Origin of the sequence: Pararhodobacter sp. (genome assembly GCF_034676075.1) — a bacterium.
Classification (GTDB): domain Bacteria; phylum Pseudomonadota; class Alphaproteobacteria; order Rhodobacterales; family Rhodobacteraceae; genus Pararhodobacter.
The window spans coordinates 1-10,936 of record NZ_JAUCCQ010000136.1 but is presented as its reverse complement, the minus strand read 5'-3'; the positions used below and the strand labels follow the sequence as shown (position 1 = coordinate 10,936).

At 68.4% G+C, this 10,936-nt stretch carries 15 protein-coding genes, 1 tRNA gene and 1 other RNA gene; 11 read left to right on the top strand and 6 right to left on the bottom strand.

Annotated features, from left to right (window positions below; all coding sequences use genetic code 11):
* Positions 1-956 (bottom strand): ribose-phosphate pyrophosphokinase (locus tag VDQ18_RS20695; protein WP_323022770.1); only part of this gene is annotated, 956 nt, incomplete at its 3' end.
* Between the two features lie 118 nt (positions 957-1,074).
* On the opposite strand from VDQ18_RS20695, the gene VDQ18_RS20690 reads away from it, so the two are divergent.
* Together VDQ18_RS20690 and VDQ18_RS20685 are read left to right on the top strand one after the other, a co-directional pair.
* Complete coding sequence (locus tag VDQ18_RS20690; protein ID WP_323022769.1) at positions 1,075-1,674, top strand: 2-hydroxychromene-2-carboxylate isomerase; 600 nt, start codon at positions 1,075-1,077, stop codon at positions 1,672-1,674.
* A 2-nt stretch (positions 1,675-1,676) separates the two neighbouring features.
* Positions 1,677-2,501, top strand: coding sequence for an alpha/beta hydrolase (locus VDQ18_RS20685; protein ID WP_323022768.1), 825 nt, complete (start codon positions 1,677-1,679; stop codon positions 2,499-2,501).
* A 46-nt stretch (positions 2,502-2,547) separates the two neighbouring features.
* Here VDQ18_RS20685 and VDQ18_RS20680 read toward each other — a convergent pair whose 3' ends face one another.
* Positions 2,548-2,868, bottom strand: coding sequence for a DUF6280 family protein (locus VDQ18_RS20680; protein WP_107749748.1), 321 nt, complete (start codon positions 2,866-2,868; stop codon positions 2,548-2,550).
* Positions 2,869-3,095: 227 nt separating this feature from the next.
* On the opposite strand from VDQ18_RS20680, the gene efp reads away from it, so the two are divergent.
* From efp to VDQ18_RS20665, 3 genes are read left to right on the top strand one after another with little or no spacing between them, the layout of a single operon-like run.
* Positions 3,096-3,659, top strand: coding sequence for an elongation factor P (efp, locus tag VDQ18_RS20675; protein WP_323022767.1), 564 nt, complete (start codon positions 3,096-3,098; stop codon positions 3,657-3,659).
* A 3-nt stretch (positions 3,660-3,662) separates the two neighbouring features.
* Positions 3,663-4,058, top strand: a complete 396-nt coding sequence (locus VDQ18_RS20670; protein ID WP_323022766.1) for an META domain-containing protein — start codon at positions 3,663-3,665, stop codon at positions 4,056-4,058.
* 7 nt (positions 4,059-4,065) lie between these two features.
* A complete protein-coding gene (locus tag VDQ18_RS20665; RefSeq protein ID WP_323022765.1) occupies positions 4,066-4,680 on the top strand; it encodes a CDP-alcohol phosphatidyltransferase family protein in 615 nt (204 codons plus the stop codon).
* On the opposite strand, the gene VDQ18_RS20660 is transcribed toward VDQ18_RS20665, so the two are convergent.
* From VDQ18_RS20660 to VDQ18_RS20650, 3 genes are all read right to left on the bottom strand, one after another.
* Complete coding sequence (locus VDQ18_RS20660; protein WP_323022764.1) at positions 4,677-5,675, bottom strand: acyltransferase; 999 nt, start codon at positions 5,673-5,675, stop codon at positions 4,677-4,679. The two genes, VDQ18_RS20665 and VDQ18_RS20660, sit on opposite strands and share 4 nt — an antisense overlap.
* A 100-nt stretch (positions 5,676-5,775) precedes the next feature.
* Entirely contained in the window at positions 5,776-6,738 is a 963-nt protein-coding gene (locus VDQ18_RS20655) for a phosphatase PAP2 family protein (protein ID WP_323022763.1), read from the bottom strand.
* 182 nt (positions 6,739-6,920) lie between these two features.
* A complete protein-coding gene (locus tag VDQ18_RS20650; RefSeq protein WP_323022762.1) occupies positions 6,921-7,535 on the bottom strand; it encodes a TetR/AcrR family transcriptional regulator in 615 nt (204 codons plus the stop codon).
* Positions 7,536-7,657: 122 nt separating this feature from the next.
* Between VDQ18_RS20650 and ffs the strand changes: the two genes are divergently transcribed.
* An RNA gene (gene ffs, locus VDQ18_RS20645) (signal recognition particle sRNA small type) lies at positions 7,658-7,755 on the top strand.
* Position 7,756: 1 nt separating this feature from the next.
* Here ffs and VDQ18_RS20640 read toward each other — a convergent pair.
* Positions 7,757-7,981, bottom strand: a complete 225-nt coding sequence (locus VDQ18_RS20640; RefSeq protein WP_323022771.1) for a DUF6324 family protein — start codon at positions 7,979-7,981, stop codon at positions 7,757-7,759.
* 105 nt (positions 7,982-8,086) lie between these two features.
* Between VDQ18_RS20640 and VDQ18_RS20635 the strand changes: the two genes are divergently transcribed.
* The 5 genes from VDQ18_RS20635 to VDQ18_RS20615 form a co-directional block, all read left to right on the top strand.
* Positions 8,087-8,569 (top strand): GNAT family N-acetyltransferase, encoded by a 483-nt coding sequence (locus VDQ18_RS20635; protein ID WP_323022761.1) that lies wholly within the window; start codon positions 8,087-8,089, stop codon positions 8,567-8,569.
* 52 nt (positions 8,570-8,621) lie between these two features.
* Positions 8,622-8,698 (top strand) — tRNA-His (locus tag VDQ18_RS20630).
* Between the two features lie 139 nt (positions 8,699-8,837).
* Positions 8,838-9,416, top strand: coding sequence for a methylenetetrahydrofolate reductase C-terminal domain-containing protein (locus tag VDQ18_RS20625; RefSeq protein WP_323022760.1), 579 nt, complete (start codon positions 8,838-8,840; stop codon positions 9,414-9,416).
* Positions 9,413-10,405, top strand: a complete 993-nt coding sequence (locus VDQ18_RS20620) for a methylenetetrahydrofolate reductase (RefSeq protein ID WP_323022759.1) — start codon at positions 9,413-9,415, stop codon at positions 10,403-10,405. Before VDQ18_RS20625 ends, VDQ18_RS20620 begins: the two co-directional genes overlap by 4 nt.
* Positions 10,392-10,936: DNA-3-methyladenine glycosylase I (locus VDQ18_RS20615; protein WP_323022758.1), on the top strand; the 545-nt coding region annotated here is incomplete at its 3' end. The genes VDQ18_RS20620 and VDQ18_RS20615, both read left to right, overlap by 14 nt.

Below are 10,936 nucleotides of genomic sequence, written 5' to 3'. Positions count from 1 at the left end.
ACCGAGGTGCCGTTCCAGGTGTTGAGGATCGCCTGGGCGAACATCGGCGCGGTGGGCACGATGCGGATATTGGGCGTGGCCTTCACCGCTTCGGTCGGCTCGATGGAATCCGTGATCACCAGCGTCTTCATCACCGAATTGCGGATCCGCTCGACCGCCGGGCCCGAGAGCACGCCGTGGGTGATGTAGGAATGGACCTCGGTCGCGCCCGCGTCCATCAGCACCTCGGCCGCCTTGCACAGCGTGCCCGCGGTGTCGCAGATGTCGTCGACGATGATGCAGGCCTTGCCCTTCACATCGCCGATCACCGTCATTTCGGCCACTTCGCCCGGCTTCTCGCGCCGCTTGTCGACGATCGACAGGGGCGCGTTGATCCGCTTGGCCAGTTCCCGGGCGCGGGCCACGCCGCCGACGTCGGGCGAGACGACCATCAGGTCGCCCAGCCGGTCGCGGAAGGTGTGCAGCACATCGAGCGCGAAGATCGGCGCGGCATAGAGGTTGTCCACCGGGATGTCGAAGAAGCCCTGGATCTGCGTCGCGTGCAGGTCCAGCGTCAGGATCCGGTCGACCCCGGCGCGGGTGATCAGGTTGGCCACCAGCTTGGCCGAGATCGGGGTCCGGGCCTTGGCGCGGCGGTCCTGGCGGGCGTAGCCGAAATAGGGGATGACGGCCGTGATCCGCGCCGCCGAGGAGCGTTTGAGCGCATCGGCGATGATCAGCAGCTCCATCAGGTTGTCGTTGGCCGGGTTCGAGGTCGGCTGGATGATGTACATATCCTCGCCGCGGACGTTCTCGTAGACCTCGACGAAGATCTCCTGATCGTTGAACCGCTCGACGCGGGCGTCCACCAGGTTCACGCTCATGCCCCGGTGCAGCGACATGCGCCGGGCGATGGCCTTGGCCAGCGGCTTGTTGGCGTTGCCGGAAATCAGTTTCGGTTCGATCATGGTGGGCATCGGGTCCTCGGCGGGGCAGGGGTATGCGGGGGGATTCGGCCGGTTGACACCGCTTATCACCCCGCTAGGGTCTTGCAAACCCGAAGCCCCGGGCCTTGCCGACGGAAGCGCTGTGCCGATGCGACAGATTGACTTTTACCTCACCGTGATCTCGCCCTGGACCTATCTGGCAGGCAATCGCCCGGCCGAGATTGCCGCCCGCCACGGCGCCCGGCTGCGCTACAAGCCGGTCGATCCGAGCGCGCTTTTCCAGCGCACCGGCGGCGTGTCGCTGGCCGAGCGGCATGAGAGCCGCAAGGCCTACCGCCTGCAGGAGCTGCGGCGTCAGGCGAAGAAGACCGGCCTGCCGCTGAACCCGCGGCCCGCTTTCGCCCCCACCAATCCCGCGCCCGCGGCCTATGCGATCATCGCCGCGCAGGAGGCGGGGGGCGGGGACCTCGATCAGCTGGTCCAGAGCCTGCTGCGCGCCTGCTGGGTCGAGGAGAAGAACGTCGCCGAGGATGAGGTCATCACCGAGGCGCTGGCCGCCGCGGGCTTCCCCAGGAGCCTGGCGATGTCGGGCATGCTGACCGGGGCCGAGCTTTACGGCCGCTTTCTGGAGGAGGCGGTCGCGGCCGGTGCCTTCGGGTTTCCGTTCTTCGTGGTCGATGGCAGCGAGTGTTTCTGGGGCCAGGACCGGCTGGACGATCTGGACGCCTATCTGGCGGGTGAGCTTTGACCATGCTGCATAGCCGGCGGATGGGTGCGCCCGGCGGCCTGCCCGCGCTGCTGGCGCATTGCTTCTTGGGTCACGGCGGCAGCTGGAAGCCGCTGGTCGAGGCGCTGCCGGTGCCTCTGGACGCACTGGTGCCGGACCTGCCGGGGCATGGGCAAAGCCCGGCGCCCGCCGATCCGGGCGACTTCCACGCGCTGACCGCGGCGGCGCTGGGGGCCCTGGTCACGGGGCCCTCGCTTCTGATCGGGCACAGCTTCGGGGCGGCCTCGCTGCTGCGGCATGCGCTGCACCATCCGGCGACGGTCACCGGCCTCGTGTTGATCGAGCCGGTGTTCTTCGCTGCGGCCGAGGGCGAGGCGGCCTACGAGCCCTATCGCGCCGTCGAGGCGCCGCTGCACGCGGCGGTGGCGGCGGGCGATCTGGCCCCGGCGGCGCGGCTGTTTCTGGCTCTGAACCCCGGTTCACCCGATTTCGACCGCCTGCCGCCCACGGCGCAGGCCGGGATGGCGGCGCAGATGCGGCTGGTCACAGCGACCCGGGCGGGGCTGTTCGAAGACAGCGGCGGGCTGCTGCGTCCGGGCGTGATGGAGGGGTTCGACACGCCGGTGCTGGTCATCCTCGGCTCGGACACCACGCCGATTTTTCGCGCTACGCTCAGGGGTTTGCAGGACCGCCTGCCTGACGTCACGGCAGCAACGATCCCCGGCGCGGGCCATATGGTGCCGCTCAGCCATGCGCAGCAGACCGCCGCGGTCATCCACCAATGGATGCGCGCCAAGGGGCTTGAGCCCGGTCTTGCCGAGGCAACGGAAAACCCCCACGCCGGATGACGCGGGGGTTTTCCAGGACGTCGCCCCTTGAGGGGCGCGTCGATGATCAGGCAGCTTCGGCCTGCTGAGCGGCCATGCGGCGCTCGCTTTCCTCGCGCGACAGCGCGACCGAGGTGCGCACACCCGCGGCAACGAATTGCATGAGGCCGTTCACAACCCGCTCGTTGGGGTCGATCCCGGCGCAGGTCAGCACCTCACGGCCATCGCGCGAGCGCGCCCAGCGGGCAATCTGCTCGGGACCATTGCCGTATTTCTTGTCGTCGGCGATTGCGTCGTCCAGCGCGGCCAGGACGACCGCCGCGAACAGTTTGCGCGCACGCTGGCCCTGCTCGTGATTGTAGGCCGAGGCGTCCACGGAGTCGAACATGTTACCGTCCTTATTCTTGCTCTTGCATTTTCGTGCGTCCGCCTCTTTACCGATAACAGGTCGCGATTCGCTACCGATTTGTTGCATGCCCGTCATGCATTTTACGCATGGCTTTCTCGGGGTGTGCGGCCGGGTGCGACCGCATCTCGTTGGCTTGCGCGGGTGGACCCCGCAAGATATAGGCTTGGTCAACGCGATCTCAACGTCTCCCCCCAAGAGTTTTCCCCATGGCCAAGATCAATGGCAACGAAATCCGGCCCGGCAACGTGCTGGAGCATGACGGCGGCCTGTGGGTCGCGGTGAAGGTCAATATCGTGAAGCCCGGCAAGGGCGGCGCCTTTGCCCAGGTGGAGCTGAAGAACCTCCGCGACGGCCGCAAGCTGAACGAGCGTTTCCGCTCGGAGGACAAGGTCGATGAGGTCCGGCTGGAACGCAAGGACCAGCAATTCCTCTTTGAAGCCGACGGCATGCTGACCTTCATGGACAGCGAGAGCTTCGAGCAAATCGAACTGCCCGCCGACCTGCTGGGCGACCGCCGCCCCTTCCTGCAGGACGGCATGACCGTGGCCGTGGAGTATTACGGCGACGAGGCGCTGAACGTGACCCTGCCGCAGAAAGTCATCTGCAAGGTGGTCGAGACCGAGCCGGTGCTGAACGGCCAGACCGCGGCGAAAAGCTACAAGCCCGCGATCCTCGACAACGGGATCCGGCTGATGGTGCCGCCCTTCATCGGCCAGGACGAGGATATCGTCGTTCATACCGAGACCTTCGAATATTCCGAGCGCGCCTGAGCGATGCGGCGCCTCCTGCCCCTGTTCGTGGCGCTTCTGGCGACCCCGGCCATGGCAGAGGTGCCGCGTCTCTCGCCCGAGGGGGAGTGGCTGGCCAGCCTCGTCGGGCCGCTTGACCTGACCGCTGAAGACGGGGTGGTGCTGAGCTTCACCAAGGGCCGGGTCGCGGGCTCGGCCGGGTGCAACCGGTTCTTCGGGAGCTATTCGCTGATGCCGGGCATGAGCTTTGACGGCATCGGCACCACGCGCATGGCCTGCACCGGCCGCCGGGCCGAGGTCGAGGCGGCCTTGCTCGCCGCGCTGGCCCAGGTCAACGACTGGCGGCTGGGCGAGGATGACAGTCTGGAGCTGCTCCTCGACGGTGACGCCTTGCTGCGCGCTTTCCCCGTCGCGCAATGAGCGCGCGATGCTGGACCGCTACCTCCGCCCGTTGATCGACCCGCCGCTGAACCGGCTGGGCCGGGGTCTGGCCCGGGGCGGGATCGGGGCGAATGCGGTGACGCTGGCGGGGTTGCTGCTGGGCCTGGGCGCGGCAGGGGCCATCGCCTGGGGGGCGCCGCTGGTCGCGCTGGGGCTGATCCTGGCCTCGCGGCTGGCGGATGGGCTGGACGGGGCGGTTGCCCGGGCTACGCGGCTTTCGGACCTGGGCGGGTTCCTCGATATCGTCGCGGATTTCATCTTCTACGCCGCCGTGCCGCTGGGCTTCGTCCTGCTCGATCCCGGGGCGAATGCCGTGGCGGGCGCGGCGCTGATCGCCAGTTTCTACGTCAATGCCGCGACTTTCCTCGGCTTTTCCATCCTCGCCGCCAAGCGGGGCCTGGCGACCGAAGCGCGCGGCCGCAAGTCCTGGTATCACGCGGGCGGCTTGCTGGAAGGGAGCGAGACCATCGCCTTCTTCCTGGCCTTCTGCCTCTGGCCCGCGGCCTTCGCGCCGCTGGCCTGGGTCTTTGCCGGGCTGACGCTGGTCACCGCGGCGGGGCGGGTGGCGCAGGCGGCAGCCGAGTTCGGCGGGCGGGACTAACGGCGCCAGTCGGGCCGGGCCCAGGCCTCGGCCGTATCCTGGCGCTGACGCAGGAAGCGCCGCACCTCGCGCCACAGCAGGCGGCCCAGCAGGGTCAGCAGGACCGGCCCGGCGACGCCCAGCACCATCATCGCCCCCATCGAGGTCAGGCCCAGCGACAGCGCCCCCAGCAGCACCAGATAATGCAGGAAATAGAGCGCCATCGACAGTTTCCCCAGCCGTCGCGTCCAATCCGGCAGATCGAGCCGCAGCATCGCCATCATCAGCGTCACGCTGAAGGCCATGGCCAGCGGCGGGAATTCCGGCGGCGCGGCGGGGCTGAGCCCGAAAGCCTTGAGCGACAGCCAGGCCTCGCCCAGCCGCAGCGCCGCCAGCAGGCCCAGCAGCAGCCACAGGGGCAGGGCGCCGGGCATCCAGTCGCGACCGTCGCGCTGGATCTTGGCGGCCAGCAGGAAACCCAGCGCGGCATAGGGGTATTCGACGAAGATCCCGTTGCGGTAGAGGTTGAGCGGCAGGTCGAGCGGCGTGAAGAAGTCGATGCCCTGCAGCGTGGCGCCGGTGAACAGCAGCGCGACCGCCGAGCCCAGCAGCCAGCGGCGCTGCGCCAAAGGATCGGGGATCAGCCGCACGACCGCGGCGATCATCAGGACTGCGACGATCAGCGCCGCCATGTACCACAGATGCAGGGGCCCCACGACCAGCCGGCCCAGCACATGCAGCAGATCGTGCTCGTCCAGGATCCAGACGGGGGCGTAGATCAGGCACCACATCAGATAGGCGAAGGTCATGATCATCAGCCAGGGCCAGGTCCGGCCCCGTCGGCTGGTGGCGTGGAACAGAAAGCCCGAGACCAGCGCGAAGGTCGGCACCGCGGCGCGGACCAGCCCTTGCCCGAAGAGATAGGTCGCGGTGCTGAAATGCTGTCCGATCAGCACGGAATGCGCCCAGACAACGCCGAGGGCGAGCAGGAATTTCAACGCATCGATCGACGGCAAGCGGGTCATTCGGCCGGAATGCCCGCCGAAAGTGGCATCACTGGGGAAGAGATGTGGCAACTTGCGGTTGCAGCGCGCCTCGGCCGCCCCGCGCTGCCGCTTATTCGGCCGGGTCGGCGGCGGGTTGCCAGCCTCGCGTCGGCGCCGCCTCGGGCGGGCGGAACCGCGCCATCCGCCGCAGGCCGACCCAGAGCCCGGCGATGAGCAGGATCGAGGCGTAGCCATCGACGGCGTAATGATAGCCGCTCCAGACCGAGAGGATCAGGATCGTCCCGGCAAAAAGCCCGGCCGGGATCGCCAGCAGGAGCGAGCGCTCGGCGCAATAGAGCGCCACCACCGTCGCCACCGCCACATGCACCGAGGGGAAGGCCGACAGGCCGGTCCCGAACCCCTCGCGACCGGCGGCGTACATGCTCCACAGATGCTGTTGCAGGGCGCCCATGACCGTGCCGTCCAGACCCGCGTCCTGCAGGTTGCGGGTCAGCGCCGCAAAGCGGGTACTGTCATAGAAGCGGTCATGGAACACCGGCCCCACCGACATGCCCATCAGCGCCACGACATTGCCCATTCCGATCCAGGCCACCGTATAGAGCACCAGGAAGCGGCGCACGCGCCGGGGCTCCTCGTCCCCCGCCAGCAGGATCACCGGGAACAGAAAGGCCAGGATCAGCCAGGGCCCCTGATAGAGTGGCGTCAGGCGGACCAGCAGCCTGTCGCCCAGCAACTGCTCCAGCACCCGCCAGGGGTCGGTATCGCCATGCAGCCAGGCGTCGAGCGCGGTGAGCGAGGGATCGGCGTAATAGGGCACGATCTGCGGCATCGTCGTCTTGACCAGCGTGAAGCCGATATGCAGCGCCAGCACCCCGGCAAAGACCAGCCCCAGCCGCCGCATTGCCAGCCCCGGCGCCGCGCCGCGCCGCCTTTCGGTCCTGAGCGCCCAGAGTGAGACCAGCGCCACCATCGCCCAGAGCCCGTAGAGCGGCATGTCGATGTCGCCGCCCATCGCGGCCAGGAAATCCTCGAGCACATTGTCGCGAAAGCTGACGGCCAGCCCCAGGGCCACGGCCGCATAACCCAAGGCGAAACGGAAAAAGGCAGCAGCAGGAAATACCGACATCTCAACCCGACAGGACGTTCCGGCCGGAAATCACCGGCAGGCGCCGAGCATTCGCCGTCCCGGGGCCGGACGGCAAGGGGGCGCGTGCAGGGATCGGCGGAATTTCCCGCATGGCGGGTGGGGCGCGGTCAGTCGCCCGAGATCAGCCCCAGCCCGCGCAGGTAGATGCCGATCCCGGCCTCCAGCAATTCCTCGGGCGTGAAAGGGGTGCGGGCGCCGGGCTTGCCGCGGGCGTAGAGTTCGACGATCCCGTGGCTCATCGCCGTGATATGCGCCGAGAACATCGCCGCGGGCGGGCGCCTGTCGGCCGGGATCCGGGCCGAGAGCGCATCGGCGGCGCTGGTCAGCACCCGGTTGGCGCGGTCCGCGGCGCGCGACAGGTCGGGGGTCTGGCCGGGAGCGATGCCCGATTCGAACATCGCCATGTAATGGCCCGGATATTTGCGGGCGAAGGCCAGATAGGCCCGGCCCACGGCCTCGAACGCGGCCAGGGGCGAGGGCTTGCCGTCGTTATAGGCGTAATCCAGCACATCGGCGAAAAGCTCGTAGCCCTGCGTCGCCACCTCGGCGATCAGATCCTCGCGGCCTGAGAAATGCCGATAGGGCGCCGCGGCCGACACCTCGGCCCGTTTCGCCGCCTCGGCCATGGTGAAGCCGGTCGGCCCCTTCTCGGCGATGAGGTCCAGCGCCGCCTCGACCAGGGCCTGGCGCAGATTTCCGTGGTGATAGCCGCGTTTGCTCATCGGGTCCGATCCGGCGCGCGACGGGCGCGGGGAAGGGCGAGTATCGCAGATGCGGTCCCGCTGACAACCGGCGCCACGCGCAGGGCCCTTGCATTGCCCCGCCGTCTTTCATACATAGCCCGCGAGAGGCTGGCGCGGGCAGGCGTTTCGCCAACCCGGTCAGGTCCGGAAGGAAGCAGCCGCAACGATTCCCGCTTGGGTCGTGTCCGGTCTCTCACCTTTTACCGCTTGCCTTTTCCCTTGCCGCCGCCCGTGGTGCCTTCACCGACGTCGCGCGCGGCTTCCGCAGCGGCGCGCAGTTCTTCCGCAATCTCTTCGGCTTCCTCGGGATCGAAATCCAGCGGCAGTTCGAGGCCCTCGGCCTCGACATAGATGCGGACCATGCCGGCCGAGGTCGGCCCGATCTGCAGGTTCGCGGCGATGTCGCTTTGCTTGTTGATGCCCATGGCCATCCCCTTTTGCTTTCGTTCAGCCCTACCCCGCAGGCGAGGCCCGCGCAAGCCAGCGCCCGCCGCTTGACAGGGCAGGCGGTGCGGACGCAGCCTGCGGCCATGGAAACCGTGACCCTGCGCCCCTTCACCGCCGAGGACGCCGACTGGCTGATCGCCCGTCACGGCGCGCTCTATGCCGAGCATGAGGGGTTCGACGCCAGTTTCGCGGTTCTGGTGGCCGAGATCATCGCCGATTTCCTGGCCCATCAGAAGCCCGGCCGCGAAGAAGGCTGGATCGCCTGGCGGGGGGCCGAGCGCCTCGGCTCGACCTTCGTGGTCGAGGAGGACGCCCGCACCGCCAAGCTGCGACTCGTTCTGCTCGAACCCGCGGCGCGGGGCACTGGGCTGGCGCAGCGGCTCTTGGACCAGGCGATGGATTTCGCCCGCGGCGCGGGCTACCGGACCATGCGGCTCTGGACCCATGAGAGCCATCGCGCGGCGGGCAGGCTCTATGCCAGGAACGGTTTCGCGCTGGTGGCGAGCGAGGCGAAACACTCCTTCGGGCAGGATGTCGTGGCCCAGACATGGGAGCGCGAACTCTAGGCACAGACCCCTCTTGCAATCGTCGCGAGGGGCGGCTAAACGGCCCGCACGTGCCGCCTTAGCTCAGTTGGTTAGAGCGCTAGATTGTGGATCTAGAGGTCCCCCGTTCGAGCCGGGGAGGCGGTACCATCGACACAAGACCCGGGCCAACCGCCCGGGTCTTGTGCGTTTCGGCCCCCTCCGCCTGCGCCACGGGCTTGCCTTGCGGGGCCGGTTTCGGCGACACTTGCCCATCGCGGCGCCCTCGCACCGCGGCAGGGAGGATGCCATGTACCGCGTGCGCCTGTTCGCCACCCGCCATTCCCGTGCCTTTGAATGGATCTATCAGCGGCTGGAGACCGTCTTTGTCGCGCTGGACCCCCTGTTCCGCCGTCTGGGCTATAACCGGGTGGAGCGTGTCGTGGCCGTGCCCGAGCGCTGGGTGAAGAGCTTCCTCTTCGATTGCCGGATGTGCGGGCAATGCGTGTTGTCCTCGACCGGCATGGCCTGCCCGATGAACTGCCCCAAGCAACTCAGGAACGGCCCCTGCGGCGGCGTCCGGCCCGGGGGCTATTGCGAGGTCAAGCCGCAGATGCGCTGCGTCTGGACCGAAGCCTGGGAAGGCGCCTCGCGCATGAAGCACGGCAACCGCATCGCCGAGGTGCTGCCGCCGGTGGACCGCCGGCTTGAGGGCTCCTCCGCCTGGTTGCGCGCCAGCCGCGAGAAGGCCCGGCCCGAGGAAGCCGCCACCGACAAGGCCCGCGCCGCGCTGGCGCAGGCCTTTCCGCGCGCCCGGGCGCTGGAGCCTTCGGCCGCGCCGCTGGCCGAGGAACCGCGCCGCGCCGTCAACCGGGGGGAGGGATCATGAGCCTCTTCTGGACCGACCCTAACGCCATCCGCCCCTACGAGGCGCCGCCGCCCGGCCATGTCGCGGGCTCGAAGCTGGAAATCGCCCTGCGAGCGGGTCAGTTCGCCGTCACCGCCGAGATGAACCCGCCCGACAGCGCCGATCCGGCGGATGTGTTCGAGGCGGCGAAACCGCTGGCTGACGTGGCGCATGCGATCAACGCCACCGATGCCTCGGGCGCCAATTGCCACATGTCCTCCATCGGCATCTGCGCGCTGCTGACCCGGATGGGGCACGGAACGGTTTACCAGATCTGCTGCCGCGACCGGAACCGGATCGCCATTCAGGGCGACGTGCTGGGCGCGGCCGCCATGGGGGTGAAGAACGTGCTCTGCCTGACCGGCGACGATGTGGGGGCAGGGGACCAGCCCGGGGCGAAGCCGGTCTTCGACCTCGATTCGCTGACGCTGATCCGCACCATCCGCACGATGCGCGATGACGGCGTGTTCCTGTCGGGGCGGAAAATCACCAAGCCGCCGAAGCTCTTCATCGGGGCGGCCGAGAATCCTTGCGTCGATCCCGTCGAATGGCGGCCCGAGCGGCTGGCCAAGAAGGTCGAGGCCGGGGCCGAGTTCATCCAGACCAATTACATCTTCGACATGCCCCGGTTCGAGGCCTTCATGGCAAGGGTCCGCGACCTCGGCCTCGACAAGCGGGTCTTCATCCTGCCGGGCGTGGGGCCTTTGGCCAGCGGCAAGGCGGCGCGCTGGATGCGCTCGAACGTGCCGGGGATCCATATCCCGGATGCGGTGATCGAGCGGATGGAAAAGGCGGCCAACCCGGGCGATGAAGGCCGCAGGATCTGCGTGGAACTGATCCAGCAGATCCGGGAAGTGAAGGGCGTCGCGGGCGTGCATGTCATGGCCTACCGGCGCGAGCATCTGGTGGCGGACATCCTGCGCGAGGCCGGGGTGGCACGCGAGACGGAGGGCACGAATGCGCAGCTATGACGAGATCCTGGCGATTGCCGCCGAGCGCAAGGGCGGCGTAGCGACGGTGCTGGAAGGCATCCCCCAACCCCTGAGCGCCGACGCGCTGGCGGCGATCCCGGACGACCGCTGGCTGGCGCAATTCGCGCGGGGGATCTTGCAGGCCGGGATTTCCTGGACCGTGGTCGAAAAGAAATGGCCGGGGATCGAAGAGGCGTTTCTGGGCTTCGACATCACCGCGATCACCTTCCAGCCGCCCGATTGGGCGCATGAGCTGATCGGCGACACCCGCATCATCCGCTCGCCGCCGAAGGTGCAGGCGATCCTTCATAACGCGGCTTTCATCCGGCGGGTGCGGGACGAGGCCGGGTCCTTCGGGCGGCGGATCGGCGACTGGCCGTCCTCGGATTTCGCCGGGCTCCTGTTGTGGTTGCAGGCCGAGGGCGCGCGGCTGGGCGGCTCGACCGGGGCCTATGCGCTCAGGCAGATGGGCAAGGACAGTTTCATCCTGTCGCAGGATGTCGTGGCGCGGCTGGTGGCGGAGGGGGTGGT